This is a genomic window from Streptomyces sp. Sge12 (assembly GCF_002080455.1).
Lineage (GTDB): Bacteria > Actinomycetota > Actinomycetes > Streptomycetales > Streptomycetaceae > Streptomyces.
This window is the reverse complement of sequence record NZ_CP020555.1, coordinates 7,143,507-7,170,026: the sequence shown is the minus strand read 5'-3', so window position 1 is coordinate 7,170,026 and position 26,520 is coordinate 7,143,507. Positions and strand designations below refer to the sequence as shown.

The 26,520-nt window shown below is 72.7% G+C and carries 27 protein-coding genes and 1 pseudogene; 13 read left to right on the top strand and 15 right to left on the bottom strand.

The genetic code is table 11. From position 1 onward, the window contains the following. Window positions 1–7: 7 nt before the first annotated feature. From B6R96_RS32080 to B6R96_RS32070, 3 genes are read right to left on the bottom strand one after another with little or no spacing between them, the layout of a single operon-like run. Entirely contained in the window at window positions 8–1,585 is a 1,578-nt protein-coding gene (locus B6R96_RS32080) for a phytoene desaturase family protein (protein ID WP_081524412.1), read from the bottom strand. Further along, window positions 1,582–3,648: a serine/threonine-protein kinase gene (locus B6R96_RS32075; protein WP_053703221.1), complete on the bottom strand. Its 2,067-nt coding sequence runs from the start codon at window positions 3,646–3,648 to the stop codon at window positions 1,582–1,584. The genes B6R96_RS32080 and B6R96_RS32075 overlap by 4 nt, the downstream gene beginning before the upstream one ends. Before the next feature lie 26 nt (window positions 3,649–3,674). After that, a complete protein-coding gene (locus B6R96_RS32070; RefSeq protein ID WP_081525346.1) occupies window positions 3,675–4,634 on the bottom strand; it encodes an oxygenase MpaB family protein in 960 nt (319 codons plus the stop codon). A gap of 91 nt (window positions 4,635–4,725) precedes the next feature. Here B6R96_RS32070 and B6R96_RS32065 point away from each other — a divergent pair, with 91 nt between their 5' ends. The 4 genes from B6R96_RS32065 to B6R96_RS32050 all read left to right on the top strand — a co-directional run bounded on the left by B6R96_RS32065 (window position 4,726) and on the right by B6R96_RS32050 (window position 7,233). Continuing rightward, on the top strand, window positions 4,726–5,121 hold the full coding sequence (locus B6R96_RS32065) for a TOBE domain-containing protein (protein WP_081524411.1): 396 nt from the start codon (window positions 4,726–4,728) through the stop codon (window positions 5,119–5,121). A 174-nt stretch (window positions 5,122–5,295) separates the two neighbouring features. Then, a complete protein-coding gene (locus tag B6R96_RS32060; RefSeq protein ID WP_081524410.1) occupies window positions 5,296–5,856 on the top strand; it encodes a MepB family protein in 561 nt (186 codons plus the stop codon). Beyond that, complete coding sequence (locus B6R96_RS32055) at window positions 5,853–6,311, top strand: VOC family protein (RefSeq protein WP_081524409.1); 459 nt, start codon at window positions 5,853–5,855, stop codon at window positions 6,309–6,311. Before B6R96_RS32060 ends, B6R96_RS32055 begins: the two co-directional genes overlap by 4 nt. 10 nt (window positions 6,312–6,321) lie before the next feature. Then, a complete protein-coding gene (locus tag B6R96_RS32050) occupies window positions 6,322–7,233 on the top strand; it encodes an ADP-ribosylglycohydrolase family protein (protein ID WP_081524408.1) in 912 nt (303 codons plus the stop codon). Between the two features lie 62 nt (window positions 7,234–7,295). On the opposite strand, the pseudogene B6R96_RS32045 reads toward B6R96_RS32050, so the two are convergent. Next, window positions 7,296–7,610 (bottom strand): annotated as a pseudogene (locus B6R96_RS32045) (STAS domain-containing protein); the annotation flags it as partial. A gap of 50 nt (window positions 7,611–7,660) precedes the next feature. Between B6R96_RS32045 and B6R96_RS32040 the strand changes: the two are divergent. Next, window positions 7,661–8,434, top strand: coding sequence for an Acg family FMN-binding oxidoreductase (locus tag B6R96_RS32040; RefSeq protein ID WP_237291570.1), 774 nt, complete (start codon window positions 7,661–7,663; stop codon window positions 8,432–8,434). 12 nt (window positions 8,435–8,446) lie between these two features. On the opposite strand, the gene B6R96_RS37385 is transcribed toward B6R96_RS32040, so the two are convergent. Genes B6R96_RS37385 through B6R96_RS32025 form a run of 3 tightly spaced genes read right to left on the bottom strand, consistent with a single transcriptional unit; the run spans window position 8,447 to window position 11,321 of the window. Continuing rightward, the gene (locus B6R96_RS37385; protein ID WP_159396392.1) at window positions 8,447–8,731 is read right to left on the bottom strand and encodes a hypothetical protein; all 285 of its coding nucleotides are present in this window, start codon (window positions 8,729–8,731) and stop codon (window positions 8,447–8,449) included. After that, window positions 8,728–9,948 carry an MFS transporter gene (locus tag B6R96_RS32030; RefSeq protein ID WP_081524404.1) on the bottom strand — a complete coding sequence of 407 codons (1,221 nt, stop codon included), beginning with the start codon at window positions 9,946–9,948 and terminating at the stop codon, window positions 8,728–8,730. The genes B6R96_RS37385 and B6R96_RS32030 overlap by 4 nt, the downstream gene beginning before the upstream one ends. Window positions 9,949–9,953: 5 nt before the next feature. Beyond that, on the bottom strand, window positions 9,954–11,321 hold the full coding sequence (locus B6R96_RS32025) for an NAD(P)-binding domain-containing protein (RefSeq protein WP_081524403.1): 1,368 nt from the start codon (window positions 11,319–11,321) through the stop codon (window positions 9,954–9,956). 113 nt (window positions 11,322–11,434) lie between these two features. Here B6R96_RS32025 and B6R96_RS32020 point away from each other — a divergent pair, with 113 nt between their 5' ends. From B6R96_RS32020 to B6R96_RS31995, 5 genes are all read left to right on the top strand, one after another. Beyond that, on the top strand, window positions 11,435–11,800 hold the full coding sequence (locus B6R96_RS32020; RefSeq protein WP_081524402.1) for an ArsR/SmtB family transcription factor: 366 nt from the start codon (window positions 11,435–11,437) through the stop codon (window positions 11,798–11,800). After that, on the top strand, window positions 11,797–12,291 hold the full coding sequence (locus B6R96_RS32015) for a GNAT family N-acetyltransferase (protein WP_081524401.1): 495 nt from the start codon (window positions 11,797–11,799) through the stop codon (window positions 12,289–12,291). Before B6R96_RS32020 ends, B6R96_RS32015 begins: the two co-directional genes overlap by 4 nt. Before the next feature lie 1,078 nt (window positions 12,292–13,369). Then, window positions 13,370–14,986 carry a right-handed parallel beta-helix repeat-containing protein gene (locus B6R96_RS32005; RefSeq protein ID WP_081524399.1) on the top strand — a complete coding sequence of 539 codons (1,617 nt, stop codon included), beginning with the start codon at window positions 13,370–13,372 and terminating at the stop codon, window positions 14,984–14,986. Between the two features lie 113 nt (window positions 14,987–15,099). Continuing rightward, the gene (locus B6R96_RS32000; protein ID WP_081524398.1) at window positions 15,100–15,741 is read left to right on the top strand and encodes a TetR family transcriptional regulator; all 642 of its coding nucleotides are present in this window, start codon (window positions 15,100–15,102) and stop codon (window positions 15,739–15,741) included. Beyond that, window positions 15,738–16,391 carry a CBS domain-containing protein gene (locus B6R96_RS31995; RefSeq protein ID WP_081524397.1) on the top strand — a complete coding sequence of 218 codons (654 nt, stop codon included), beginning with the start codon at window positions 15,738–15,740 and terminating at the stop codon, window positions 16,389–16,391. The genes B6R96_RS32000 and B6R96_RS31995 overlap by 4 nt, the downstream gene beginning before the upstream one ends. Window positions 16,392–16,557: 166 nt before the next feature. Here the strand turns inward: B6R96_RS31995 and B6R96_RS31990 are convergent, their stop codons facing one another. Next, a complete protein-coding gene (locus B6R96_RS31990; protein ID WP_081524396.1) occupies window positions 16,558–17,748 on the bottom strand; it encodes an acyl-CoA dehydrogenase family protein in 1,191 nt (396 codons plus the stop codon). A 126-nt stretch (window positions 17,749–17,874) separates the two neighbouring features. Between B6R96_RS31990 and B6R96_RS31985 the strand changes: the two genes are divergently transcribed. Then, window positions 17,875–18,429 carry a DinB family protein gene (locus B6R96_RS31985; protein WP_081524395.1) on the top strand — a complete coding sequence of 185 codons (555 nt, stop codon included), beginning with the start codon at window positions 17,875–17,877 and terminating at the stop codon, window positions 18,427–18,429. Window positions 18,430–18,512: 83 nt separating this feature from the next. Further along, window positions 18,513–19,202 carry a hypothetical protein gene (locus tag B6R96_RS31980; RefSeq protein ID WP_081524394.1) on the top strand — a complete coding sequence of 230 codons (690 nt, stop codon included), beginning with the start codon at window positions 18,513–18,515 and terminating at the stop codon, window positions 19,200–19,202. 69 nt (window positions 19,203–19,271) lie between these two features. On the opposite strand, the gene B6R96_RS31975 is transcribed toward B6R96_RS31980, so the two are convergent. From B6R96_RS31975 to B6R96_RS31965, 3 genes are read right to left on the bottom strand one after another with little or no spacing between them, the layout of a single operon-like run. Then, a complete protein-coding gene (locus B6R96_RS31975; RefSeq protein WP_081524393.1) occupies window positions 19,272–19,823 on the bottom strand; it encodes a hypothetical protein in 552 nt (183 codons plus the stop codon). Window positions 19,824–19,846: 23 nt separating this feature from the next. Beyond that, entirely contained in the window at window positions 19,847–20,683 is an 837-nt protein-coding gene (locus tag B6R96_RS31970) for a class II fructose-bisphosphate aldolase (protein WP_081524392.1), read from the bottom strand. Beyond that, window positions 20,680–21,582 carry an SIS domain-containing protein gene (locus tag B6R96_RS31965; protein WP_053174261.1) on the bottom strand — a complete coding sequence of 301 codons (903 nt, stop codon included), beginning with the start codon at window positions 21,580–21,582 and terminating at the stop codon, window positions 20,680–20,682. The genes B6R96_RS31970 and B6R96_RS31965 overlap by 4 nt, the downstream gene beginning before the upstream one ends. A gap of 201 nt (window positions 21,583–21,783) precedes the next feature. Between B6R96_RS31965 and B6R96_RS31960 the strand changes: the two genes are divergently transcribed. Beyond that, window positions 21,784–22,563, top strand: coding sequence for a DeoR/GlpR family DNA-binding transcription regulator (locus tag B6R96_RS31960; RefSeq protein WP_081524391.1), 780 nt, complete (start codon window positions 21,784–21,786; stop codon window positions 22,561–22,563). A 109-nt stretch (window positions 22,564–22,672) separates the two neighbouring features. Here B6R96_RS31960 and B6R96_RS31955 read toward each other — a convergent pair whose 3' ends face one another. The 4 genes from B6R96_RS31955 to tdh form a co-directional block, all read right to left on the bottom strand. Beyond that, complete coding sequence (locus B6R96_RS31955; protein WP_081524390.1) at window positions 22,673–22,972, bottom strand: hypothetical protein; 300 nt, start codon at window positions 22,970–22,972, stop codon at window positions 22,673–22,675. Window positions 22,973–23,077: 105 nt separating this feature from the next. Further along, a complete protein-coding gene (locus tag B6R96_RS31950) occupies window positions 23,078–23,992 on the bottom strand; it encodes a LysR family transcriptional regulator (protein WP_030384372.1) in 915 nt (304 codons plus the stop codon). A 71-nt stretch (window positions 23,993–24,063) separates the two neighbouring features. Continuing rightward, window positions 24,064–25,272, bottom strand: a complete 1,209-nt coding sequence (locus B6R96_RS31945) for a glycine C-acetyltransferase (protein WP_030384371.1) — start codon at window positions 25,270–25,272, stop codon at window positions 24,064–24,066. A 127-nt stretch (window positions 25,273–25,399) separates the two neighbouring features. Beyond that, entirely contained in the window at window positions 25,400–26,428 is a 1,029-nt protein-coding gene (gene tdh, locus B6R96_RS31940; RefSeq protein WP_030384370.1) for an L-threonine 3-dehydrogenase, read from the bottom strand. Window positions 26,429–26,520 lie beyond the last annotated feature (92 nt).

Genomic DNA, 26,520 nt, shown 5'->3' with positions numbered 1-26,520 from the left:
CCTGGGCCTAATGCCCGAGGACGGCCATCGCCGCGTTGTGGCCCGGGACGCCGCTGACTCCGCCGCCGCGGACCGCGCCCGCCCCGCACAGCAGGACGTTGCGGTGGGCGGTCTCCACGCCCCAGCGGCCGCCGCCCGCGTCGGCGTCGCCGTCGGCGTACGGCCAGGACAGGTCGCGGTGGAAGATGTGGCCGCCCGGCAGCCGCAGCTCGCGCTCCAGGTCCAGGGGCGTCTTCGCCTCGATGCACGGGCGGCCGTCCGCGTCGAAGGCGAGGCAGTCGGTGAGCGGTTCGGCCAGGTGCGCGTCGAGCTGCGCGAGGGTGGCCGTCAGCAGGACCTCACGGGCCTGCTGGTTGTCGTGCCCGAACAACCGGGCCGGGGCGTGCAGGCCGAAGAGGGTGAGCGTCTGGTAGCCCCGTTCCACCAGCTCCGGCCCGAGGATCGTCGGGTCGGTCAGCGAGTGGCAGTAGATCTCCGAGGGCGGTACGGAGGGCAGTTCCCCGGAGGCGGCCTCCGCGTGGGCCCGGGCCAGTTCGGCGTAGCCCTCGGCGATGTGGAAGGTGCCGCCGAAGGCCTCGCGCGGGTCCACACCGGTGTCCCGGAGCCGGGGCAGCCGGCGCAGCAGCATGTTGACCTTGAGCTGCGCGCCCTCGGGCGCCGCGCCCTCCGGCGGGGCCTCGCCGAGGAGTTCGGCCAGGGCCCGCGGCGAGGCGTTCACCAGCACGGTACGGCCGACGACCCGGCCCTCCCCCACCGCGGTGCGGAACACCACCTCGGCCGGGGCGGTGCCGTCCGTGTCGATCCGCAGGACCTCGTGGCCGGTGGCGATCTGCGCCCCGGCCGCCCGGGCGGCGTCCGCGAGGGCGTCCGTCAGGGCGCCCATCCCGCCGACCGGCACGTCCCAGTCCCCGGTGCCGCCGCCGATGACGTGGTAGAGGAAGCAGCGGTTCTGCGCGAGGGAGGGGTCGTGCGCGTCGGCGAACGTGCCGATGAGTCCGTCCGTGAGGACCACCCCGCGGACCAGGTCGTCGGCGAAGTGCCGCTCCACGGCCTGCCCGAGCGGCTCCTCGAAGAGCATCCGCCACGCGGCCTCGTCGTCGATCCGGGCCCGCAGCTCCGCCCGCGTGGGCAGGGGCTCGGTCAGGGTCGGGAAGACCTTCTCGGCGACCCGCCCCGTGGTCCCGTAGAAGCCGCGCCAGCTCTCGTACTCCCGGTCCGAACCGGTCAGCCGCGCGAAGGACTCCCGGGTGCGCTGCTCGCCGCCGCCGACGAGCAGTCCGCCGGGCCGCCCGCCGCGTTCGGTGGGCGTGTACGAGGAGACCGTGCGCCGGCACACGGCGAACTTCAGGTCGAGGTCGCGCACGATCTTCGCCGGGAGCAGGGAGACCAGGTACGAGTAGCGCGAGAGCCTGGCGTCGACGCCCACGAACGGGCGGCTGGAGATCGCCGCTCCGCCCGTGGCGGCGAGCCGCTCCAGAACCAGCACCGAGCGGCCGGCCCGGGCCAGGTACGCGGCGGCCACCAGGCCGTTGTGCCCACCGCCCACGATCACGTCGTCGTACACGTCCCGCCCGAAGGTCGTCATGGCTCTTGGTAGCACACCTGGCCGAGCCGCTCCAGACAGTGTGCCTCGTCGGCGTGGGCCAGGACCGTGTCGGGATGGTCGTCGCCGAGGGCCCGTTCACGGATGCCGGAGAGCTCCCGGTAGACGGGCAGCGCCTCGTCCCAGCGGCCCAGCCGGCCCAGGCCGCCGGCCAGTTCCCGGCGGCTGACCAGAGTGTCCGGGTGCTCGGGACCGAGCACCTCGGCGCGCAGGGCGCCCACCTGTCGGGCCTCCGCCACCGCTTCCTCCCAGCGCTCCAGCCGGCCCAGGTTGACGCCGAGGACGTGCCGGGCGCGGAGCGTCTCGGGGTCGGTGACCCCGTAGGCGCGGGTGCGGTCGCGGACCAGGGCCCGGAACAGGTCGAGGGCCTGGGCGCTGTTCCCGGTGCGGCCGAGCGCGATGCCGACCTCGTAGCGCGCGGCCAGGGTGTCGGGGTGGTCGCGGCCGAGCACGCGCTCCCGTACGGCGGCGACCTCGCGGAAGGCGGCCAGGGCCTCCTGCCAGCGCTCCAGGCGGCCGAGCGCGTACGCCGCCTCGTACCGGGTCAGCAGGGTGTCGGCGTGCTCGGCGCCCAGGACGGCCGCCCGGTCGGCGGCGACCGCGGCGGCGGTGGCGTGGGCCTGCGCGAACCGGCCCAGCGCACCGAGCGAGCAGGCCAGATTGTGCCGGCAGCGCAGGGTGTCGGGGTGGAGCGCGCCCATGGTGCGCTCGCGGGCGACGAGCACCGCGCGGTAGACGTCGTGCGCCTCCTGGTGGCGGCCGAGGCGGCCCAGTTCGTACGCCGTCTCCTGGCGCGCGGCGAGGGTGTCGGCGTGGTCCGCGCCGAGTACCAGGGCCCGTCCCTCGGCCACGGCCGTGTACCCGGCGAGCGCCTCCTCGGGGCGGCCCGCGCGGCTGAGCGCGTACGCCCGCGCGTGACCGGCGGCGAGCGCGTCGGGGCCGCTGCCCCGCGGGCCGGCGGGGCGCGGGAATCCGTACGCCACGGTGAGCCGGGGGTCCTCGGCGGGCGCGGGGCGCACGATGGTGGCGCCGGGGCGGCCCGCGGTGCGCGCGGCCGTCCAGGAGCCGGTGAGCACGGCCCATTCGCCGCTGGCGGGCCGGGCGTCGATCCCGGCCTTGCGTCCGGCGGTCATTCCGCGGGCCCAGGCCGGGAGCGGTGCCTGGGCGCCGGGCAGCCCGCCCGGTCCCAGCCGTGCCTCGACGAGGCGGCGGTGTACGTGGCGGGCGTCGCCCGGCCGGTCCTCGGGGCGCTTGGCGAGCAGGTCCAGGACCACCTGATCGAAGTAGCCGGGGAGCTCGGGGCGGTGCTCGCGCAGCGGCACGGGCGTGTTGTCGCGGTGGCCGACCAGCACCGACCAGGAATCGCCGAGGTCGAAGGGCGGGGCGCCGGTGGCGATCTCGTAGAGCACGCAGCCGAGGGAGTAGAGGTCGCTGCGGTGGTCGACCTCGCCGCCCGCGATCTGCTCGGGCGACATGTAGTGCGGGGTGCCCATGGCCATGCCGCCGCCGGTGAGCTTGGCGGTGAAGCCGATGTCGTGGGCGAGGCGGGCGATACCGAAGTCGCAGATCTTCACGGTGCCGTCGGTGAGCCGCATGATGTTGGCCGGCTTCAGGTCCCGGTGGACGACGCCCTGGTCATGGGTGTAGCCGAGGGCGGCGGCCATCTGCTCGGCGATGTCGACGACGACGTCCACGGGCAGCGGGCGGGCGTCGTTGTCCTCCAGGAGCTGGCTGAGGTTGCGGCCCTCGAGCAGTTCCATGACGAGGTACAGGGGGCCGCCCGCGGCGCTGTCGTCGCCGAAGTCGTGGACGACGGTGACCCCGCGGTGCTGGAGGGACGCGGCCACGCGCGCCTCGCGCCGGAACCGCTCGCGGAGGACCTGCGTGAAGTGGGCGTCCTGCTCGGCGCCGATCGGCTTGAGGCATTTCACGGCGACCTGCCGGCCCAGCGATTCGTCGCGGGCGCGCCACACCTCGCCCATTCCGCCGCGCCCGATCAGATCGAGCGACCGGTACCGGCCCTGGATCAGTCTGGACTCCGCCATGTCTTGAAGCCGCCCCCGTTGTCGTGCTACGCCCTCCCCGGCCGGTCCAGTATGGCCGCTGATGTACGCAGTGTGTACGGCGAGGGGCGACTCCCGGGGCCCATGCGACGCATCGCTTTCAAGATGTGACCTGGAGGCAGCTGCCAGCGTAGACCTGCGGGAATGCTGCGCAGCACGAGTCCGGTGAGGCGCAGGCGCCGGGTGACGCCGCGCGGGTCCGGTGCGGGCCGGCCGTACAGCCGGTGCGCCCAGCCCGGGAGGGAACCGTACGCCAGGCCCGCGATGCGTGGCCACAGCAGGTTTCGGCCAGGTACGAGGAAGGGGTGGACGGGCGGGCCGCGCAGGAAGTCGTCCACGGCGAGGGCGTCGGGACCGGCGGCGAGTTCGGGGCGGATCCGGTCGAAGTAGGCGGCGAGTGCGGCGGTGTCGGCGGGGACCCCGGCCGGGTCGAGTCCGACCAGGCGGGCATTGACGCGGTTCTCGTCGACGTAGCGGTCGGCCTGGGCGGGGGTGAGGGGGACGCCGGACCGGCGCAGGACGTGCAGGAAGCTGTCGATCTGCGCGCAGTGGATCCACAGCAGCAGCGCGGGGTCGTCGACGGGGAAGCGTTCGCCGGTGTCCGGGTCGGTGGCGGACAGTTTGCGGTGGATCGTGCGGACGCGGAGGCCGGCGCGCTCGGCGGCCTCGGTGGTGCCGTAGGTGAGGGTGCCGACGAAGTCGGCGGTGCGCAGCAGGCGCCCCCAGGCGTCGCCTCCGCCGTTGCCGTGCCGGGCGAAAGCGGCCGAATTCTCCATGACCCCGCGGACGGCGCGCGGGTGGAGGGCCTGGAGGTAGAGCGCCCGGATCCCGGCGATCCACATCATCGGGTCGCCGTGGCACTGCCAGGTGACGGAGGACGGACCGTACAGCCCCGGGTCGCCGCCTCCGCCCGGGCGCGGCCCGGCCGGCTCGGTCGGGCCGGTCGGGCCGGTCGTGGTGCTCCCCATCCGTACCTCCACTGCGTGCCTCCACGTCGCGGGCGCCCGGCGGCTCCAGCCTACCGATCCGGGGCCGCCGCGGCGGGCATACAGTTGCGGCGTGCAGCTCTACACGATCGGCGAGGCCGCCCAACTCCTCCGCGTCAGCACCGACACCGCCCGCCGCTGGGCGGACGCGGGCCGCTTCCCGACCCTGCGGGACGGCAACCGGCGGATGGTGGAGGGCGTGCACCTGGCCGCCTTCTGCGTGGCGCTCGCCCAGGAGGCGGCGGCCGACGGCGAGGGCGAGTCCGCCACCTCGGTCCGCAACGCACTGCCCGGCATCGTGACGGCGGTACGGCTCGGCGAGGTCGCCGCCCAGGTCGAGATCCAGTCCGGCCCGCACCGGGTGGTCTCGCTGCTGACCCGTGAGGCGGTCGAGGAACTCGGACTCGCGGTCGGCGTACGGGCCGTCGCCCGGGTGAAGTCCACCAGCGTCCACATCGACCTCGACTGACCGCCCGAAACGGCACGGCCACCCGGACCGGACGGTCCGCCCCCCGGTAGGAGTAGGCGAGCGCGCCGGCTCGGCGGAGCGCGACGGAGGGCCCTTCTGGCTTTTCTGCGCCGCGCCCTTGGGGCTTCCGGGGCCCGGGGACGGGGCCCGTCGCGGGCGTGACAGGGTGGGACAATGACGACGAAGCACCGCGCCCCATCGCCCCCGCCCCGCCCCGAACCCTGGTCGGACGCCGTCCCGGCCCACGCGGACCTCGCCGCGGCGAAGGCGCTCGTCTACGACCCCTGCGGCCTCACCTGTTCGCAGCCGGTCCCCGAGGCGGAGAGCGCGGACTACGCCGCCCACACCTTCACCCTGGACGGCCGCTCCGTCCGGTTCCGCGCGGCGCGGACCACACCCACCAAGGTCGGGCAGTTCGTCACCGTCTGGAAGCGGTCCCCGGGCGGTCCGATCCAGCCCTTCGACGCCGCGGACCCCGTGGACCTCTTCGTCATCAGCACCCGCGACGGCGACCACTTCGGCCAGTTCGTGCTCCCGATGGAGGCGCTGCGCCGGCACGGCGTCGTGTCGACGGACGGCGTCGGCGGGAAGCGCGCCTTCCGCGTCTACCCGCCGTGGGTGACCACCGCCAACCGCCAGGCGGACAAGGCCCAGCAGTGGCAGCTCGACCATTTCCTGCACCTGCCCCAGGACGGTGCGGTGGACCTCGCCCGCGCCCGGGAGCTCTACGGATGAGCCGGCCGGTCAGCGGGACGCTGCACCACGTCGAACTCTGGGTGCCGGATCTCGACCGCGCGATCGCCTCGCTCGGCTGGCTCCTGGAGAGGCTGGGCCACACCCCCTTCCAGCACTGGGAGAACGGCCGCAGCTGGCGGCTCGGACCGACGTACCTGGTCGTCGAGGAGTCCCCGGCCCTCACCGCGGACCGGCACGACCGCTGCCGGCCGGGCCTGAACCACCTGGCGTTCCACGTCGAGGACCCCGCCGCAGTCGAGCGGCTGTCCGAGGAGGCGACCCGGCACGGCTGGCGTCTGATGTTCCCCGACCGCCACCCCTACGCCGGCGGCCCCCGGCACTGCGCCGCCTACCTGGAGAACGAGGACGGCTTCGAGGTCGAACTCGTCGCGCTCCCGCCGCCCGACCGGCCTCCGCACCGAAATCCCGATGCCGGGGGCGCCACCCCCTTGTGATACTGATCCGATGATCGAACTGCCTGCCGCCGCACGGGACTCGCTGTCCGGACTCGCCTTCGGCGATGCCTTCGGTGACCGCTGGTTCGGCATCCTGCGCCGCGAGGGCCCGGCAGCCCTGGAGGCACGGCTCGTGCCCCCGGAGCCGCTGTGGCGGTGGAGCGACGACACCGCTCAGGCGCTCGTGCTCGTACGGGAGCTCGCCGAGGGCGGCGGCGCCGTGGACCAAGGCCGTCTCGCCCTGCGCCTCGCCGAGGCCTACGCGGAGGACACCCACCGCGGCTACGGGGCCTCGATGCACGACGTGCTCCGCCGGATCGGTGCGGGCGAGCCCTGGCGGGAGGTGGTCGCCGGACAGTTCGGCGGCCAGGGCTCCTGGGGCAACGGCGCGGCCATGCGCGTCGCCCCGCTCGGCGCCTGGCTCTCCGCCGACCTCGATGCCGTCGCCGAGCAGGCCGCCCGGCAGAGCGAGGTCTCGCACCACCACCCGGAGGCCGTCTCCGGGGCGGTGGCGGTGGCCCTCGCCGCGGCGCTGGCCACCCGCAGCCGCGGCGGCCCCGCTCCGGCGCGGCCGGACTTCCTCCGGGCCGTCGCCGAACGGCTCCCCGTCGGCGACGTCCGCTCCGGGGTGCGGATCGCGGCGCGGATGCCGGAACACACCTCCGTCCGGCACGCCGCGGAGGTCCTGGGCTCCGGCTACCGCATGTCCGGGCCCGACACCGTCCCCTACGCCCTCTGGTGCGCGGCGGGCCACCTCGACGACCTGCACGAGGGCCTGTGGATCACCGTGGCCGGGCGCGGCGACATCGACACCACGTGTGCCATCGCGGGCGGCGTCATCGCGGCCCGCACGGGCGTAGCCACACTCCCACCCCCCTGGCACGCAGCCCGCGAACCCCTGCCCCTCGTACTAGCCGAGTAGGCGGCGACCCCACGTGCCGGCACATCGTACGAACACTCAGACCCTCCGTGCGAAAGTCCGCTTCAGAGGGCTGGAGCGCGGCCTGTGGCTCGTTGCCAGTCCCGGTAAGCGGCAACGGCTGTGGGAAGCGTGGGGAAGATGCGCTCCGGGCCGACCTTTGCTGTCAGGCCGTAGGCGTCGAGGGGGTGGCGCAGGTCCTGCTTGACGCGGGCGAGGGCGAACACGATCTCCTGTTGGGCGAGTTCGGAGCGCAGGGCCTCGACGGCGTCGAGGGCGGTGATGTCGACCTCGACGTTGGCCTCGGTGTTCAGGACGAACCAGTGCACGGGCGCGTCCTGGGCCGCGACCGAGGCCAGCGCCCGGCGGCGGAAGTCCTGACCACCGTGGCCTCCACCTCGGTTGCGCCGCCGCACTGTTCAACCTGCGCGTGTCCGCAGCCTGGATCGGCCTCCCGGTTCGCGTGCAGCTCTTGCCCGACGACGCCGAACCATGGCTGCTCGCCACGGTGACCCTCGATGAAACGACGGGCGCGGACCGCGAGCTGGCCTCCCTGCACGACGCCATCCGGCGTCGGCACACCAGCCGGTACCCCTTCAGCGAGGAGCCTGTGCCGACCGCACTGCTGGACGGTCTGCGGGCCGCGGCCCACTTGGAGGGCTGCCGGCTCACCGTCCCGGACACCTGGCACATCGACACCGTGCTCGGGCTGGTCCGGGACGCCGAACACCGCGAGGACATCGATCCGCTCGCCCAGGCGGAGACTGCGGCTTGGACCTCCCGCACGCAGAGCGCTACAAGCACCCGTCGCGATGGCATTCCAGCCGACGCATTCGGCCCCAAGGCTTCCGGTGGCCCCACCCCCGTGCGCGACTTCGGTTGGGCCAATCCCATACCGGACCGCGGCTGGGCTGTGTTCGAGAAGCGGCCGCAGCTGGCTCTGCTGAGCACCGAGGGGGACACGAAAGCCGACTGGTTGCGCGCCGGCCAGGCAATGGAGCGCGTCCTTCTGCAGGCCACCGCTGACGGAATTGCCACGTCGATGACGTCCCATCCCTTGGAATGGCCGGAGCTGCGGTGGACGGTGCGAGACCCGGTCGCGGCCATGGGACACGTGCAGATGGTCTTCCGCCTCGGCTACGGCCCCGCAGGCCCCGACACGCCCCGTCGCCCGCTGACCGAGGTCCTGGAAGTACGGGAGTAGACCCATGGGCGCCTACTGCGGTTCGGCCTTCCCGAGGGTGGCGGCGTGGTCGGGCACGGCGGTCTGCAACTCCTTGGACGAACGCTCCCAGCCCGTGGACCGCGGCCGCGGCGACAAGGTCAGCGACGGTACCGCCAGGCCCCCGGCGGCTCCGGCGAGCGCCCACAGGTTCAGATCGGAGGTGAAGATCACCGCGATGGTCAGGATAGACAGCGCCAGGGCCTCGCGCTCGCCTTGTCGAGGCCGGGCAGGGCTGAACTGCTCTGCACCGAGCAGCCCGGCGGAGCACGGGGTCATGTGGGCAGGCGGGGCGGGCGGGTTCCGAGGCTGGTGACGGCAGCCACGGCGGAGAGAGCGGCGAGGAGTACGAACAGGGCGGGGTAGCCGCCGAGCGGTGCGGCGAGGGCGGCGCCGGCGAAGGGGGCGAGGGCGGCCGCGGTGTGGGCCGGTGCGGCAAGGAGCCCGGAGAGACGGCCGTAGTGGGTGGTGCCCCAGCGGTCGGTGACGGCAGTGGCCTGGAGGAGGGTGAGGTTGCCGCGGACTGTTCCCGCGACCACGGCGAGTGCGACCAGGAGTGCGTAGGGCCCGGCGATGACCCCGAGAGCGGCGGTGGTGAGGCCGCCGAGGCCGACCAGTGCGGTGGTGCGGGTGGTGGTGCCGGTGCGGCGGGCGAGGGGGGCGTAGAGGGTACGGCCGAGAGTCTGTCCGGCGCCGCCGAGTCCGAGGGCCCAGGCGGCTTGGGTGGTGGTGTATCCGCGTTGGAGCAGGAGGGGCACGAGTCCCATCACGACGGCGTACATCGCGAACCCGGAGAGGGTGAAGGTGGCGGCCAGCATCCCGAACGCCCTGCTGCGCACCACGGACTCCCTGCCGCCGGCGGCATGGACGGGGCCTTTGGCGGCGGGCGGCCAGGGGGCTTTGAGTGCGAGGGCGTGGGCGGGGATCGTAACGAGGGCGAGGATCGCGGCGAGCGCGGTGTAGGTGGCGCGCCAGGACATGTGGTCGGCGAGGACGGCGGTCAGGGGTGCGTAGAGCGTGGAGGCGAGGCCGCCTGCGAGGGTGACGACGGTCAGGGCGTGGATGTGGTCGGGGGCCCACCAGCGGGTGAGGGCGGCGAAGGCGGGCTGGTAGAAGGTGGCGGCCATCGCCGCTCCGGCCAGCAGCCACCCTGCGGAGAAGACGGCGAGGTTGGGGGCGGCGGCCACGGTGAGCAGGCTGAGCACGCCGAGGACGGAGCCGGCGGTCATGACGCGGCGGGGGCCGCGGTGGTCCAGGACGCGGCCGACGTAGATGCCGGTGAGGGCGGAGACGAGGAGGGCGGCGGAGAACGCGGCGGTGGTGGCGCCCGCGCTCCAGCCGGTGTCGGCGGTGATGGCGGGGTTCAGGACGGGGAAGGCGTAGTAGAGGATGCCCCAGCTGGTGATCTGGGTGACGCACAGGGCGGGCAGTGCGGCGCGTGGCCGCGGCCGGACCCCCGTCCCGGTCGCGGCCACGCCGGCCTCGGTGTGCGGCATGGTGTTCAGCAGCCGCTGGAAGAGGGGGCGGGGGCACCGACGGTGAGGGTCGCGGGCGCCGCGCAGCAGCCGCCGCCGCTGGTGTCTTCGGCGGCCGCGGGCTGGTCGAAGAGGCCGGCGCCGCCGCAGACTCCGGTCTCGGGGAGGGTGAGTTCGACGCGTTCGGCGGCTTCCTGGTCGCCGGCGAGGTGGGCGGCGATGGAGCGGACCTGCTCGTAGCCGGTCATGGCGAGGAAGGTCGGCGCGCGGCCGTAGGACTTCATGCCGACGAGGTAGACGCCCTGTTCGGGGTGGGACAGTTCGTTCACGCCGTGCGGGTAGACGGTGCCGCACGAGTGCTGGTTCGGATCGATCAGCGGCGCGAGCTCGACCGGTGCCTGGAGGCGCTCGTCCAGGCCCAGGCGCAGCTCGGAGACGAAGGACAGGTCGGGGCGCAGGCCGGTCAAGGCGATGACCTCGTCGACCGCGTCGAGGCGGCGGCCGTCCTCGGCGACCAGGATCAGTCGGCCGTCGCTGTCGCGCTGGACGGCGTCGGTGCGGAAGCCGGTGACGGCGTCGGCGTAGCCGTTGTCGACGGCGGCCTTGGCGGCCAGGCCAAGGGCTCCGCGGGCGGGGAGCTGGTCGGCGCTGCCGCCGCCGAAGGTGGAGCCGGAGATACCGCGGCGCAGGATCCAGGTGGCGTGTGTGCCGGCGGCGTCCTCGGCCTTGGCGAGGTCGGCGAGGTAGGCCAGCGCGGTGAAGGCGGAGGCGCCCGAGCCGATGACGGCGGTGCGCTTGCCCGCGTACCGGGCCCGGGTGGCCGGGTTCTTGAGGTCGGGGATGCGGTAGGAGATCCGGTCGCCGGCAGCCTTCTCGCCGAGGGCGGGCAGGCCGTCGCCGCCGATGGGGCTCGGGGTGGACCAGGTGCCGGAGGCGTCGATGACGGCGGAGGCCAGGATGCGTTCCTCGGTGCCGTCCGCGTTCGCGATGCGCACGGTGAAGGGCTGCTGCTCCCGGTCGGCGTCCACGATCCGGTCGCGGCCGAGGCGGGAGACGCCGGTGACGGTGGCGCCGTAGCGGACCCTCTCCCCGAGGACGTCGGCGAGGGGCTGGAGGTAGAGGGCGGCCCAGTCGGCGCCGGAGGGGTACGTCGCGCCGTCGGGTGCCGTCCAGCCGGTAGGGGCCAGAAGCTTCTCGGCGGCCGGGTCCACGAGCTCGGACCAAGTGGAGAACAGCCGAACGTGACCCCATTCGCGTACCGCGGTGGCGGCGGCTGCTCCGGATTCCAGGACCAGGGGCTTGATGCCGCGCCCGGTGAGGTGGGCTGCGGCCGCCAGACCGGCGGGGCCGGCTCCGATCACGGCGACGGGCAGGGCTTCAGTGGATGCGTTCACGACGGCTCCCCAATTGATTCGACGTCTGTCGATGTCCTGACGCCTAAAGAGTGCACCTGGTATCGACATTCGTCAACATAGACATCTGTCGAAGTCTGAAGGATGATGGAGGTATGTCCACTGTGAAGGTGTTGCCGCTGCTGGAGCCGGAGGCCGCGGCCCCGTGCTGCCCACCCCTGACCGAGCGCCCGCTGACGGCCGAGGAGGCCGAACGGACCGCCCTGATGTTCAAGGCCCTCGGCGACCCGGTACGCCTGCGCCTGTTCTCCGCCGTCGCCTCCCACGAGGGCGGTGAGGCGTGCGTGTGCGACATCTCCGACGTCGGCGTCTCCCAGCCCACCGTCTCCCACCACCTGAAGAAGCTCCGCGAGGCGGGCCTGCTCTCCTCCGAACGGCGCGGGACCTGGGTGTACTACCGGGTCGAACCGACCGTCCTCGCGGCCATGGGCCAGCTCCTCACCCGCGCGGCCGCCGCGTGATCATCACCATCACGCCGCTGACCGACGGGCACGCGGACGAAGCCCTGGCGATCTACCAGGCGGGTATCGACGAGGGCAACGCCACCTTCGAGACCACCGCCCCCACCTGGGCCGAGTTCGACGCGGCGAAGCTGCACGAGCACCGCTTCGCCGCGCTCGACACCGACGGCAAGGTGCTCGGGTGGGTTGCCGCCACCCGGGTCTCCGGCCGCTGCGCGTACGCGGGCGTTGTCGAGCACTCCGTCTATGTCCACCCCGGCGCCCGGGGCCGCGGTGTCGCCGGGCAGCTCCTGGCGGCGCTGGTGGAGTCGACCGAAGCCGCAGGGATCTGGACGATCCAGTCCGGGATCTTCCCTGAGAACGCCGCCAGCCTCGCCGTCCACGCGCGGGCCGGATTCCGGGTCATCGGCACCCGTGAGCGCATCGGCCGCCACCACGGCGCCTGGCGGGACGTGGTCCTGCTGGAGCGCCGCAGCGCCAGCGTCACGTGAGGTCTGTTCCTCTCACCTGCGGGTCGGTGCTGGAGGTTGTTCGGCCCAGTCCTGATCAATCGCGTCGCCTTTGTCGAAAGCCTGGTTCCAGACCTCGCTGTAGATCTGCAAGTCCTCCGGGGGCAGTTCGAGGTCCCCGTGGACGCGCACGGTGCTGGTGTCCCACGGCCGTCGCCCGTCATGGCGCGGGCGAGCAGGACGCCGAGCGCCGGTGATTCCTCGGTCCGGGCCGCGGCGGACAGCCTGTCGAGGTCGGAGAGCACGGTGAAGCAGTTGTGCTCGGTCAGGGAGTCCTGGAGCGAGCATGATGCGGATCATGCGGTGGACGTTCGCACCGTCGCTGCCGACGGGAGCCTGGGGCAGCTGCGGGGCGGCTACCGGGCTACGCCGTTACACGCCGGTGCGCAGCCGACGGTCGACACGCTCCCCGCGGCCCGGAAAGCCCACGCCGCCGCTCGGCCGCCCGGCAAGTGCAGCGCCTTCTGGAAGTGACCTGCGCCGACACGGTTTTGCGTCTGCGCCTCAGCGGCCAGCGCCACGCTGCGGGGGATCCGCGAGGCCAGCGGACGGGCGAGCCTTCGCCCTGCGCGGGCGGTCCGGAAGATGCCAGTGCCTGTGTCTCGCGATGCGTCCCGCCTCGCGTCCTCGCTTGTGTATAGGTGAATCCGCAGGTCAAGGACGCTCGCTCACCAGCGGGTGCAGGTGCTCGGACGGGACGAGGCGGGGCCCATGGCCACGAAGTCGTCCCTCTGTCGGCCGGACGCACGGCGGCACCGGGCGGCCTGCACTCTCCACAGCGTCATCCCTACGGAGGACAGCTGCATGACGTGCTGTCAGAACGTTTACACCCAGTCCGGGGTTGTTTTCATTTTTCGGGTCTGGAACTGTCACTCACGCAACTCACCCCCCTCACAGCGGACTTGGGAGCGGAACGTCCCGGGGTTCACAGCCCGGGCTCCTCGTCCCGGCGCCGCGATTCGGACCACATGCGTCCTTTGCGCGCGCCCCTCGCGCTTCGGCTACGACCGACGGAGGGCACCCATCGCTTCGCCAGGACAAACTGGGAGACCAGGCAACAGTGAAACGCACGCGCACGCTCGCCCTGACCACAGCACTGCTCGCCTCATCCGTCCCGCTCGGCCTCGCTACCGTGGGAGCCGGTACGGCACACGCCGCGGCCCGCACGTACTTCGTCAGCCCCAGCGGCAACGACAGCAACTCGGGCACGTCCACCGGAGCTCCCTTCCGGACCCTCCAGAAGGCCGCGGACAGCGTCGGGCCGGGCGACACCGTCTCGATCATGAACGGCACCTACTCCGAGCGTTCGGAGGGGTCGAACGTGCTGACCATCAAGCGCTCCGGCCTCCCCGGCGCCCCCATCACCTTCACCGCTCATCCCGGCCACCATCCGGTGATCCACCCGGTGAAGGCGTGGAACGGCATCAGCGTCCACGGCGCCTCCTACATCTCCATCAAAAACCTCGAGATCAAGGGCAACAACGCGGCCCTCACCCTGGCCGGAGCCGAACGGGAATCGAAGAAGGGTGACCCCACCTACAACACCAACTGCGTCTCCGTGGAAAAGGACCGGTCCACGGGTGCGCTGTCGCACCACGTCGAGGTGACCGGCAACGAGGTGCACGGTTGCGCCGGCGGCGGCATATCGGCCATCGACTCCGACCACGTGACCATCTCCGGCAACCACGTGTTCGGGACCTCCTGGTACGCGGTGTACGCAACCAGCGGCATCTCCGTCCTCACCCCGCGCGACGTGGGTGGCGGCGACGCCGGGACGTACAAGATCCGCATCACCGGCAATCGCGTCCACGACAACGAGACCAAGATCAAATGGGAGAAGTGCGGCTGCTACTCGGACGGCAACGGCATCATCATCGACACCCTCAAGGGCGACGCCGATCACCCCGCCTACAGCGGACGCGTGCTGGTCGCCAACAACCTCGCGTACGACAACGGCGGCTCCGGCATCCACTCCTACAGGAGCCAGCACGTCGACATCGTCCACAACACGGCCTACGCGAACGGGCGCAGCACCCGCATGGACAGCTATGCCAACATCTTCGCGCATGACAGTACCGACGTGCGGCTGCTCAACAACATCGCGTACGGCCGGCCGGGGCAAGCGACGAACAGCAAGTCCCGGAATGTGGATGTGACCTACGACTACAACATCTACTTCGGCGGTAAGGCCCCCGAGGTCAAGGGCCCGAACGATGTCATCGCCGATCCGAAGATCGTCAGGGCGGGCACCGGAGCGGAAGCGGACTTCCGGCTGAGCGAGGGCTCCCCCGCCGCCGGCTCGGGTGCGCCGTTCGCCGCCGTCACCACCGACTTCACCGGAGCCCGCCGGCCTGGCGGGGCGCCCGACCGAGGCGCCTACGGCTTCGGCGCCAAGAGCAGCGGTGTCGCGGGAAATGCCTCCGGCGTCACCTCCCCCGGCCGGCAAGGTGACGCCACCGCCGGGAGCGGCCAGTCCGCCGGAAGTGACCCCGCCGGCATACCGGGCGTGCAAGCCGGCGACGGCACCGATGGCGGCTCCGGGCTGAAGCCGCACAGCGCAAGCGGTCCGCTCGCAGAGACGGGCGGCTCCAGCCCGGTGCTCCCGCTCGGCATCGCGGCGGTGGTCCTCGCCCTCGGCGGCGGCCTCCTCTTCGTAGCACGGCGCAAGCGTTCCTGATCCCACCGGATCACTCCGGGTGGCCAAGACGTGGTGCCGACCCTTCCCCCGGGGTCGGCACCCCCGTGCGCCCGCCCGGTCTGAAAACCGGGATTCCCTGCGAAGATCAAGGGATGGCGGCGGCAATGCACCGGATCGAAGCGGCGACACTCACCGGTGGGCCGGTACCGGACCCCCCGCGCGTTGCCTGGCGCAAACGGATGAGGCAGCGCGTGTTGGACGCCGCTCGCGACCTCACGTGCGAAGCCGGCTGGGACCAGGTCAGCCTGTCGGCCGTCGCGGCCCGGGCCGAAGTGTCGCGCCCTTCCGTGTACAAGGAGTTCGGCAACCGTGCCGGCCTGGGCCGTGCGCTGGTGGTCCTCGAAACCCGACAGTTTCTGACGGGGGTGACCGATGCCCTCTATCCCGGCGTGCCCGACTCCCATGACTGCCTGCGGATGGCCATCCTGCACGTGCTTCAGGAGGCCGACAATCAGCCCCTCATAAGGGCCGTCATCACGGCTGCCCGAAAGGGCTCCGACAGCCTCCTGCCCTACCTCACCGCCCGAGCGGATCCCATCTTCGATGCCGGCCAAATCCTCGTCCAGGGCTGGCTGGCCACGCGCTACCCACAACAGCGAACAGAGTCGGTGGAGCTGGCCTCGGACGTCATCGTCCGCATGACCATCAGCCATCTCATCCTGCCGGCCGACGACCAGCACCTGACCGCTCAACGACTGGCGACCGCGGCCCTGAAACTACTAACCCCGCCATGACCTCCACCCCGTACACCGTCGCCGACGTCATGACCACCAAGGTCATCGCCGTCACCCCCTCGACAGGTTTCAAGGACATCGCCACCGCGATGGAGCGGTGGAAGGTGACCGCCCTACCCGTCATCGAGGGCGAGGGCCACGTCGTCGGCGTGGTCTCCGAAGCCGACCTCCTGCCCAAGGAGGAGTTCCACGAGCACCGCCCGGGCCTTATCGAACAGATGCGCCGCCTCGGCGACACCGCCAAGGCCGGCTCCACCCGCGCCGAGAACATGATGACCACCCCGGCCGTCACGATCCGCCCCGACGCCACCCTGCCTCAGGCCGCCCACCTCATGGCCGACCGCCACATCAAGCGCCTTCCGGTCGTCGACGCGGACGGCACCCTCAAGGGCATCGTGAGCCGAGCCGACCTCCTCAAGGTCTTCCTCCGCACCGACGAAGAACTCGCCACCGAGATCCGCCGCACCGTCGTCGACCGCCTCTTCCCCCTCTCCCACGAGGCGGTCAAGGTCACCGTGGCCCAAGGGATCGCCACCCTGACCGGCGAGGTCCGCGACGGCAACCTGGTCCCCCTGGCCGAACGCCTCACCCGCTCCGTCGAGGGCGTCGTCGACGTCCACTGCCGACTGGTTGAACCGGCCGAGGCGTGAAGTCCGACCGCCGAGCCGTGCCGTGCCGTGCCGTGACGCTGCCGCGCAGAGCCCGTACGGACGAGGAGCACAGCGGCGAGCAAGCCCCGCGGCCAGCGCCGGATGGCGATGACCTCGACGTCCGCGTTCATGGCGCGCAGCCTCCGCACCGCTTGTGCACACGGCCTCAGCGGCGGACTCGGGGCATGCCCAGGCCGATCCAGGAGATGATCTCGCGCTGGATCTCGTTGTTGCCCCCGCCGAAGGTGAAGATCACGGCGCTGCGGTAGCCGCGTTCGAGTTCGCCGTGGAGGACCGCGCCCGCGGAGCCGTCCTTGAGGGAGCCGGCCGCGCCGACGATCTCCATCAGCCAGGCGTAGGCGTCGCGGCGGGCTTCCGAGCCGTACACCTTGACCGCCGAGGCGTCCTGCGGGGTGAGGGTGCCGGCCTGGACGGCGCCCACCATCTGCCAGTTGAGGAGCTTCATCGCGTCGAGCCGGGCGTGGGTGCGTGCGAGGCGGCCGCGGACCCAGGAGAGGTCGATGACCCGGCGCCCGTCGGCGAGTTTCGTCGCGGCGGCCCAGCGCTGGACGTCGTGGAGGGCCCGGATGGCCATGGTGCCGTGCGCGGCCAGGGTGGCGCGTTCGTGGTTGAGCTGGTTGGTGATCAGGCGCCAGCCCTTGTTCTCCTGGCCGACGCGGCGGTTCGCCGGGACGCGGATGTCCTCGTAGTAGCTGGCGGTGGTGTCGTGCGAGGCCAGGGTGTTGATGAGGGTGCAGGAGTAGCCGGGGTCCGAGGTCGGGACGAGCAGCATGGTGATGCCCTTGTGGGCGGGGGCGTCCGGGTCGGTGCGCACGGCGAGCCAGACCCAGTCGGCGGTGTCGCCGTTGGTCGTCCAGATCTTCTGTCCGTTGACGACGTAGGTGCCGGTCTCCTCGTCACCCTCGCGGACGGCCTTGCACCGGAGCGCGGCGAGGTCGGTGCCGGCGTCGGGCTCGCTGTAGCCGATGGCGAAGTCGATCTCCCCGGCGAGGATCTTCGGCAGGAAGTACGCCTTCTGCTCGTCGGTGCCGAACTGCATGATGGTCGGCCCGACCGTGTTGAGCGCCATCAGGGGCAGCGGTACGACGGCCTGCGCGGCCTCGTCGAAGAAGATGAACTGGTCCATCGGGGTCATCCCGCGACCGCCGTACTCCTTCGGCCACCCCACCCCGAGCCAGCCGTCGGCGCCGAGGCGGCGGATGGTGTCCCGGTAGAAGCGCTTCTGGGCGGCCGGGTCCTCGTAGCGGGCGTAGACGTCCTGTGGCACCAGCTCGGCGAAGTAGGCGCGCAGCTCGGTGCGCAACTGCTGCTGCTCAGGCGTGTATTCGAGGTGCACGGCCCCTCCGGGAGTCTCGCGGTCCAGCCGGTCGCTGTGGTGGCGGCGGTCAGACTAGAACCTGTTACAAGAATTCGGAAGGACCCGCGAGCGGGCCGTTCGGGACCGGCGTTCATACTCTCGACCATGACGAGCCCACGCAGCAGAGCGGAATTCTTCGTCGAACCCGAGCGGGACGGCCGCTTCAGCGGCCCCGCCACCGGGGGCGAACGGCAGATGCTGGCCGCCTTCCTGATGGACCATCGCCTGACCCTCCAACTCAAGTGCGCAGGACTGACTGATGAGTTGGCACTACGCGCGGTGGAGCCCTCCACGCTCTCCCTGCTCGGGCTAGTCCGCCACCTGGCCGATGTGGAGCGCCGCTGGTTCCGGCAGGTGCTGGCGGGCGAGGACGCGCCGCCGTTGTTCTCCTCGGCGGACGATCCCGACGGGGACTTCGACGGAGCGGTGTCCGCCGATCCCGCGGCGGTCGAGGCGGCCTGGGAGGCGTGGCGCGCCGAGGTGGCCTTCGCCGACCGGTTCGTCGCCGAGGCGCCCGACCTGGACGTCGAGGCCGTCGATGCCTGGCGCGGGAAGGTTTCGCTGCGCTGGGTGCTGATCCACATGGTCGAGGAGTACGCGCGGCACAACGGGCACGCCGACCTGCTGCGCGAACGCATCGACGGGGCCATAGGCATCTGAACGGCAGCGGTACCGGTACCGGTACCCCAACTGACCTGAAGAGCATGCGCGGTGGGGGGGGTCCTGCCGCACAATGGGCCGATATGGACATCGACGCATGGCGCCGCGAGGACCCCGAGCTCACGCGGGCGGTGACGCAGATCCACGAGCCGGGCGCGCTCCCCGTCGACGCCGGGATCCCGGCCCGGCACGCGTACTGGGAGCTGCTTCCGGGGGACGTGCGGGCGCGGCTGCTGGAGAAGGCCGGCCGGTGCCTGACCTGGTGGGCCGGGCCCGATGCCGAGGGGCGTCCGTCCGCGGTGGTCGTCGGGGACCGCGGGCTGTGCCGGGTCGGCCAGGTGCAGCAGGGCGAGGCGGCGGCCGAGTACCGCGGGCAGCGGGCCCGCGTCGAGCCGGGTTCGCTGCGCAGCCGGACCTTCGACGGGCGGCCCGTGCCGGAGGGCCGGGCCGTCGCCCCGGGGCTGCCGGGGGCTCCGGTGCTGCGGCTGGACCTGGTTCCGGAGGCGCAGGGCGTACTCGGTCACTTCCCGCTGTCCGTACAGGACTTCCTGCAACGCCCCTTCGTGGGCGGGGACGCCGCCGTCAGCGCCGACTGGTACTACGACGAGACCGTCGAGCCCGAGCGGACCACCTGGTTCGTCGTGCTCGTCCTGTCCACCGGCGATGCCCTGGCCCTCGCCGAGGGCACCCGCACCCCGGACCGCGGCGCCCGCCCGGACCGGGCCGAGTGGCACGGGATCCAGTGCCACCGGGCCCGCCTCACCCCGCGCTGATCCCCGGCCCGCACCTCGTCGCGGCCGAGGCGGTCCGGTTCCCCGACGAGGCCGATCCCCCGGCATCGCTCAGGTGAAGAGGTACACCACGTCGAAGTGGACGAGGTCCTGGGTGGTGTCGAAGCAGTACCGGCCCGTGGGGGACCCGTCCGTGGCCCGACTCGCGTCGCCCCGGCCGTCCGCGTACGCGTCGAAGGCGGGGCTGTGCTGCCATGCCGTGCCGAGGGGCAGGTACCGCTTCAGCGGGGCGGGCGGCTCGAACGGCGCACCCCCGGCGAAGGCGTACTCGGGATTGCCGGTGATCGCTGCCGCGCGGCCGCCCGGCAGGTGGGCGACTCCGACCACCCTGATCCGCGAGTCGGGGCCCGGGACGCTCCGGTCGCCGCCCGCGCCGTCGATGTCGTAGCCGAGCCAGTGCGCGTCGGCCAGTTCGCCCAGGAAGGGCCCGAGCCGCCGGTTCAGCGGCTCCAGGTCGGTACGTACCTGGGGCTCCCCAGCCGGCGACTGCGGCCACAGGAGGTACGTCAGCCCTGCGCCCACCGTCAGTACCGGGAGGCCGGCGATCAGCAGGAACCGGCGGCGGTCCGTGTGGCCCCGCTGGTGCGCCGGCTGCACGCTCATGATCGCCGCCCCCTCGTCGTCCGTCAGTTCAGCGCGCCGATCATAGCCGTCGCCGTCACCGTCATCGCCGTACGGGCGGCCGTCAGGTACGGCCGGGGGTCCGCCGGGGTCAGGTGGGTGCGGATGGCCTCGGTCATGGCCACGTTCAGCGCGGTGCCGATGTTGACCTTGCGGATGCCGCCCGCGACGGCTGCCGCGAGTTCGGCGTCCGGCAGGCCGGAGGAGCCGTGCAGGACGAGCGGCACGTCCACGGTCTTGGCCAGCCGGGCCAGCAGCACGTGGTCCAGGGCGGCGGTACGGCTGGTCATCGCATGGCTGCTGCCGATGGCGACGGCCAGGGCGTCGACCCCGGAGTCGGCGACGAACCGCCGGGCCTCGTCCGGGTCGGTACGGGCGCCCGGCGCGTGCGGGTCCAGCGGCGCGGCTCCGTTCTTCCCGCCCACCTCGCCCAGCTCGGCCTCGATCCACAGCCCGTTGGCGTGCGCCCAGTCGGCGGCGGAGCGGGTGGCCTCCAGGTTCTCGGCGTACGGGAGCTGCGCGGCGTCGTACATCACCGAGCTGTACCCGGCGTCGCAGGCACGCCGCAGGAGTTCGGGGCTCTTGACGTGGTCGAGGTGCAGGCCGACGGGGACCGCAGCGGCCTCCGCGCAGGCGACGGCGGCCCGGGAGATCGGCAGCAGCTGACCACCGCGGAACTTCACGGCGTTCTCGCTGAGTTGGAGGATGACCGGCAGGCCTGCCGCCTCGGCCCCGGCGACCACGGCTTCGGCGTGCTCGAGGGTGATGATGTTGAAGGCGGCGACGGCCCGGCCGGCCGCGGCCGCCTCCAGGACGAGGTTGCCCGCGGGAACGAGGCTCATCGGACCGCCTCCTCACCGGTGGTGAGGATCACCGAGCGGGTGAGGTTGCGCGGCGCGTCGGGATCCAGCTGCCGGTGGGCGGCGACGGCCAGGGCGAGGCGGTGGACGCGGACCAGCTCGGCGAGCGGGTCGAGCCGTCCGGGCACCCACTGGGCGCCGGTCGCGTGCACCTGTTCGGCGAGCCCGTCGGGAGCCTCGTCGAGCGACCAGGTGACGGTACCGGGCCCGGAGACGCTGATCGGCCCGTGCCGGTACTCCATCGCCGGGTAGGACTCGGCCCAGGACAGCGAGGCCTCGCGCATCTTCAGCGCGGCCTCGTCGGCCAGTCCGACGCTCCAGCCGCGGCCGAGGAAGGTGAACTGCCCGCAGCCGGCGATCCCGTCGGGGAGCGGCTCGACGAGGGCGGTGCGGGCATCGGCGACCGCGGCGGCGGTGTGCAGTCCCACGTGGGCGCGCAGCAGGGTGAGGGCGGTGGTCGCGAACCGGGTCTGCACGACGGACTCTTCGTCGGCGAAGTCGAGGACGACGAGCTCGTCCGCGGCCGTCATCACCGGGGTCGCGGGATCGCCGATGACGGCGGTCGTGGGCACGCCCGCGTCCCGCAGCCCGGCCAGCAGGTCCAGTACCTCGGTGGTGGTGCCGGACCGGGTGAGGGCGACGACCCGGTCGTAGCGGCGGTGGCGCGGGAACTCCGAGGCGGGGAAGGCGTCGGTCTCGCCCTGGCCGGCCTCCTCGCGCAGCACGGCGGCCGCCCGGGCCATGTAGTACGAGGTCCCGCACCCGACGATCGCGGTACGCTCCCCCGGCTGCGGGAGCACCGCCCGCCGGGCCGGGGCCAGTTCGGCGGCCCGCTCCCAGCAGGCGGGCTGTGTGCCCAACTCGTACGCGACGTGACTCATACAGGCTCCCTCGTGCGACAGACGGGTCTGGATGGTGAAGACGTGAATGCGTTGTGCGTTTTCCTGCAAGGTATCGGCCTGTTTCACGCAACTTCAAGCATCAACGGGTCGATCGGCTGGGTTAGTGTCGCCGGGTGGGCCGATGGCGGCCGTCGAAAACGCCGTGGAACGAATGTCGCAGAACACCGAAGGGGGCGGCCGATGACGCGCAAGGAGCGCTGGCAGACACTGCTGGACCTGCTGGTGGAGCAGGGCGAGCTGGAGGTGGAACCAGCTGCCGAGACCCTCGGCGTGTCCGCCGCGACCATCCGCCGCGACCTCGACCAGCTCGCCGAGCAGCAGCTACTGGTCCGCACGCGAGGCGGTGCGGTGCTGCACGGGGTCTCGTACGAACTCCCGCTGCGGTACCGCACCTCGCGCCGGGCCGCCGAGAAGCGCCGGATCAGCGAGACGGTGGCGGCCCTGATCTCACCGGGCGAGGTGATCGGCCTGACGGGCGGCACGACGACCACCGAGGTGGCGCGGGCCCTGGCCGGGCGCCCGGACCTGGCCCAGGGCTCCCCGGCGCTCACCGTGGTGACCAACGCCCTGAACATCGCGGGCGAGCTGGTGATCCGCCCGCAGTTCAAGATCGTCCTGACCGGTGGGGTGGCCCGCCCCCAGTCCTACGAGTTGACGGGCCCGCTCGCCGAACAGGTCCTCGGGCAGCTCGCGGTGGACACGGCGGTGCTGGGCGTGGACGGCTTCGACCCCGCGGACGGCGCGGCCACCCGCCACGAGGACGAGGCCTCGGTCAACCGCCTGCTGTGCGAACGCGCCGGCCGGGTCGTCATCGCGGCCGACTCCAGCAAGCTGGGAGTCCGCGCCTTCGCCCGCATCTGCGCGACCTCACAAGTGGACGTCCTGGTGACGGACACGGGCCTGACCCCGGCCGTGGCCGGGGCGTTCGCGGCGCAGGGGGTGGAGGTGGTACGGGTGTGAAGGCCCGCCGCGCCGGGGGGGAGCGAGCCGCCTCCGGCCCTCGCGGCCGGCCCCCTCGCAGCCGGCCCTCGACCGGCCCCGTCACGACCGGCCCCCTCGGTCGGCGCCCTCAGTCGGCCGCCCGGCCTGCGGCCTTCGCCCGGCGGCCGAGGAGCCGCCTGAGCAGCTGCGCCGCGAGGATCGGCCCCAGCACGGCCAGCGCGCAGAGGACGACGATGATCTGCCCGAAGGCCAGTGCGGTGAGCAGCACCGTCCCGGCGATGCCGTCGGCCAGATCGAGCCGGGCGTCGGTCCGGTCGGCCCCGCCCTCCCCGCTCACGGCCTTGGTCCAGGAGGAGTGGAGCGAACCCGCGAGCTGCAGCGCGGCGAGGGCCAGCAGGGCGAGGATGCCCCAGAGTGGTATCTGCACAGGCAGAAGGTAACCGTGCCGGGTGCGCGGTGTTCGTACCGGCCCCCGCCTCGCGTCGGCATCGGGCCCGGTCACGGCCCTGCGGTCACACGAGCCGCCGCCGGCTCAATGCGCGGGCAGACGTTCCGACTCGCGGACGAGGGCCGCCAGGACCGGGGCGATCAGCGGGTGGGTCTCGGCGCCGCGGCGGGTGGCCGCGAAGACGCGGCGGGTGGCCGCCGGGCCCGTGACCGGGCGGACCTGAACCTCCTTGAGGTCCATGCCCCGCAGGGCCGAGCGCGGTACGAGGGCCACTCCGGCCCCCGCTCCCACCAGGGCCGTCACCGCACGGAAATCGTCCGAGGAGTGCACGAACCGGGGAGCGAATCCCGCCAGTTCACAGGCCAGCAGGGTCACGTCGTGGCACGGGTTGCCGGGGTACTGGCCCACCCAGTCCGCGTCGGAGAGGTTTGCCAGCGCCACGGCGGGCAGGTCGGCCAGCGGATGCCCCGAGGGCAGCACCGCGTCGAAGGGTTCCGCGTACAGCGGGAGGACGGACAGCCGTGCGTCGTCGGCGCCCGGGCCGCCCCGGTACTCGACGGCCAGCGCGAGGTCCGCCTCGCCGTCCAGCAGCAACGGCAGGCTCTGGTCGCCCTCCGCGTCCCGTACCCGCAGCCGGATCCCCGGCTGTTCGAGCGCGAGCCGGGCGATGGCCGGGGCCAATACCTCCGCGATGCCGGTCGCGAAGGCGGCGACGGTGACCTCGCCCGCCGAACCGCCCGCGTACGCCGCGAGTTCCGCCTCCGCGCGCTCCAGCTGCGCGAGCACCTCGTGGGCGTGGCCGAGCAGGATCTCACCGGCCGCGGTGAGCCGTACGCCGCGCCCGCTGCGCGTGAGCAGCACGTGGCCCGTCTCCTGTTCCAGCGCCGCGAGCTGCTGGGAGACGGCGGACGGGGTGAGGTACAGGGCTGCGGCCGCGGCGGTCACCGTACGGTGGTCCGCCACGGCCCGCAGGATGCGCAGCCGGCGGGGGTCGATCACCCCACCATTGTCTCAGGGTGCACAGGTCCCTCAGACCTCTGTGGTCCCGGGCCCCCCACCCTCTCGTCCCCTCAGACCCCGGCGGCCTGGAGGGCGGCGCGGGCGTCGATGAAGGCCGCCACCGCGCGCTCGACGTCGGCCGTCGAGTGGGCCGCGGAGAGCTGGACGCGGATGCGCGCCGCGCCCATCGGGACGACCGGGTAGGAGAAGCCGATCACGTACACGCCGCGCTCCAGGAGCAGCTCGGCCATCCTGGCCGCCTCCGCCGCGTCGCCGATCATGACCGGAGCGATGGCGTGGTCGCCGGGCAGGACCTCGAAGCCGGCCTCGGTCATCTTCGTGCGGAAGAGCGCGGTGTTGGCGGCGAGGTGCTCGCGCAGGTCACCGGCCGACTCCAGCAGGTCGAGGACCTTGAGGGAGGCCGCCGCGATGACCGGGGCGAGGGAGTTGGAGAAGAGGTACGGGCGCGAGCGCTGGCGCAGCAGCTCAACGATCTCGGCGCGGGCGGCGACGTAGCCGCCGGAGGCGCCGCCGAGGGCCTTGCCGAGGGTGCCGGTGATGATGTCGATGCGGTCCATGACGCCGTGCAGCTCGGGGGTGCCGCGGCCGCCGGGGCCGACGAAGCCGACGGCGTGCGAGTCGTCGACCATGACCATGGCGTCGTAGCGCTCGGCCAGGTCGCAGATCTCCGCGAGCGGGGCGACGTATCCGTCCATGGAGAAGACGCCGTCGGTGACGATCAGCTTGCGGCGGGCGCCGCCCTCGGTGGCTTCCTTCAGGCGGGCTTCCAGCTCGGCCATGTCGCGGTTGGCGTAGCGGAAGCGGCGGGCCTTGGAGAGGCGGATGCCGTCGATGATCGAGGCGTGGTTGAGGGCGTCGGAGATGACCGCGTCCTCGGCGCCGAGCAGCGTCTCGAAGACACCGCCGTTGGCGTCGAAGCAGGAGGAGTACAGGATCGTGTCCTCCTGGCCGAGGAAGGCCGACAGGCGCGCCTCCAGCTCCTTGTGCACCTCCTGGGTGCCGCAGATGAAGCGGACGGAGGCCATTCCGTAGCCCCAGCGGTCGAGGGCGTCCTTCGCGGCGGCGACGACCTCCGGGTGGTCGGCCAGGCCCAGGTAGTTGTTCGCGCAGAAGTTGAGCACCTCACCGGCGGCGCCGCCCGAGGTGACGGCGACGGCCGCGTTCTGGGGGGTGCCGATGACGCGCTCGGGCTTGTGCAGGCCGGCGGCGCGGATCTCGTCGAGGGTGGAGCGCAGGTCCTCGCGGACGGTGTCGAACATGTGCGGTTCTCCTTGTGCGGCGGCGGAGGGCGACGAGGGAGGGGACCGGGCCCCGCGGAGGGGGGAGGGTGTGCGGGGCCCGGCCCGGAGGGAAATGGTTCGGTGGGGTGGCGGGAGGGCGGAGCCCCTACGCCGTCCAGTCCAGGATGATCTTGCCGCTGCGGGCGGTCGACGCCTCGTCGAAGGCGGCCTCGAAGTCCTGGTGCGAGTAGCGGCCGGTGATGACCGGGCTGAGGTCGAGCCCGCCCTCCAGCAGCACGGTCATCGCGTACCAGGTCTCGAACATCTCGCGGCCGTAGATCCCCTTGATCGTGATCATCGAGGTGACGACCTTCGCCCAGTCCACCGGGAACTCCTGCGCGGGCAGGCCCAGCATGGCGATCCGGCCGCCGTGCGTCATGTTGTCGATCATGTCGCGCATGGCCTCGGCGCGGCCGGACATCTCCAGGCCGACGTCGAAGCCCTCGCGCAGGCCGAGCTTGGCCTGGGCCTCGGCGATCGAGGACTCGGCGACGTTGACGGCGAGGGTGGCGCCCGCCTTGCGGGCGATCTCCAGCCGCTCGGGGCTGACGTCGGTGATGACCACGCTGCGCGCGCCGGCGTGCTTGGCCACGGCCGCCGCCATGATCCCGATCGGGCCGGCGCCGGTGATCAGCACGTCCTCGCCGACCAGCGGGAAGGACAGGGCCGTGTGCACGGCGTTGCCGAAGGGGTCGAAGATCGCGGCGACGTCCAGGTCGACGGCGGTGCGGTGCACCCACACGTTCTGGGCGGGCAGGACCACATACTCGGCGAAGGCGCCGTCGCGGCCGACCCCGAGGCCGATCGTGCTGCGGCACAGGTGGCGGCGGCCGGCCAGGCAGTTGCGGCACTTTCCGCACACCAGGTGGCCCTCGCCGCTGACCAGCGCGCCGATCTCGATGTCCCGGACGTCCGCGCCCAGCGCCGCGACCTCGCCGACGAACTCGTGGCCGAGGACGAGGGGCGTCTTGACCGCACCCTGCGCCCAGCCGTCCCAGGCCCGGATGTGCAGGTCGGTGCCGCAGATGCCGGTGCGCAGCACCTTGATCAGCACGTCGCCGGGGCCGTACTCGGGCTCGGGGACGTCCATGAGCCACAGGCCGGGTTCTGCCTTGTGCTTGACGAGTGCCTTCATGGGGTGGCTCCAGGCATGCGGAGGGGACGCCGTGGGCGGATGGACCCGAACGGCGGCAGTGACGTGCACCAATCTGCCGATCGGCGCGGTGA

What these genes read in the sequence shown, in the direction of transcription:
- B6R96_RS32080 (WP_081524412.1), bottom strand. Translation starts at nt 1,585, where the DNA reads ATGACGACCTTCGGGCGGGACGTGTACGACGACGTGATCGTGGGCGGT.
- B6R96_RS32075 (WP_053703221.1), bottom strand. Translation starts at nt 3,648, where the DNA reads ATGGCGGAGTCCAGACTGATCCAGGGCCGGTACCGGTCGCTCGATCTG.
- B6R96_RS32070 (WP_081525346.1), bottom strand. Translation starts at nt 4,634, where the DNA reads ATGGGGAGCACCACGACCGGCCCGACCGGCCCGACCGAGCCGGCCGGG.
- B6R96_RS32060 (WP_081524410.1), top strand. Translation starts at nt 5,296, where the DNA reads ATGACGACGAAGCACCGCGCCCCATCGCCCCCGCCCCGCCCCGAACCC.
- B6R96_RS32055 (WP_081524409.1), top strand. Translation starts at nt 5,853, where the DNA reads ATGAGCCGGCCGGTCAGCGGGACGCTGCACCACGTCGAACTCTGGGTG.
- B6R96_RS32050 (WP_081524408.1), top strand. Translation starts at nt 6,322, where the DNA reads ATGATCGAACTGCCTGCCGCCGCACGGGACTCGCTGTCCGGACTCGCC.
- B6R96_RS37385 (WP_159396392.1), bottom strand. Translation starts at nt 8,731, where the DNA reads ATGACCCCGTGCTCCGCCGGGCTGCTCGGTGCAGAGCAGTTCAGCCCT.
- B6R96_RS32030 (WP_081524404.1), bottom strand. Translation starts at nt 9,948, where the DNA reads ATGCCGCACACCGAGGCCGGCGTGGCCGCGACCGGGACGGGGGTCCGG.
- B6R96_RS32020 (WP_081524402.1), top strand. Translation starts at nt 11,435, where the DNA reads ATGTCCACTGTGAAGGTGTTGCCGCTGCTGGAGCCGGAGGCCGCGGCC.
- B6R96_RS32000 (WP_081524398.1), top strand. Translation starts at nt 15,100, where the DNA reads ATGGCGGCGGCAATGCACCGGATCGAAGCGGCGACACTCACCGGTGGG.
- B6R96_RS31995 (WP_081524397.1), top strand. Translation starts at nt 15,738, where the DNA reads ATGACCTCCACCCCGTACACCGTCGCCGACGTCATGACCACCAAGGTC.
- B6R96_RS31985 (WP_081524395.1), top strand. Translation starts at nt 17,875, where the DNA reads ATGACGAGCCCACGCAGCAGAGCGGAATTCTTCGTCGAACCCGAGCGG.
- B6R96_RS31980 (WP_081524394.1), top strand. Translation starts at nt 18,513, where the DNA reads ATGGACATCGACGCATGGCGCCGCGAGGACCCCGAGCTCACGCGGGCG.
- B6R96_RS31975 (WP_081524393.1), bottom strand. Translation starts at nt 19,823, where the DNA reads ATGAGCGTGCAGCCGGCGCACCAGCGGGGCCACACGGACCGCCGCCGG.
- B6R96_RS31970 (WP_081524392.1), bottom strand. Translation starts at nt 20,683, where the DNA reads ATGAGCCTCGTTCCCGCGGGCAACCTCGTCCTGGAGGCGGCCGCGGCC.
- B6R96_RS31965 (WP_053174261.1), bottom strand. Translation starts at nt 21,582, where the DNA reads ATGAGTCACGTCGCGTACGAGTTGGGCACACAGCCCGCCTGCTGGGAG.
- B6R96_RS31960 (WP_081524391.1), top strand. Translation starts at nt 21,784, where the DNA reads ATGACGCGCAAGGAGCGCTGGCAGACACTGCTGGACCTGCTGGTGGAG.
- B6R96_RS31945 (WP_030384371.1), bottom strand. Translation starts at nt 25,272, where the DNA reads ATGTTCGACACCGTCCGCGAGGACCTGCGCTCCACCCTCGACGAGATC.
- tdh (WP_030384370.1), bottom strand. Translation starts at nt 26,428, where the DNA reads ATGAAGGCACTCGTCAAGCACAAGGCAGAACCCGGCCTGTGGCTCATG.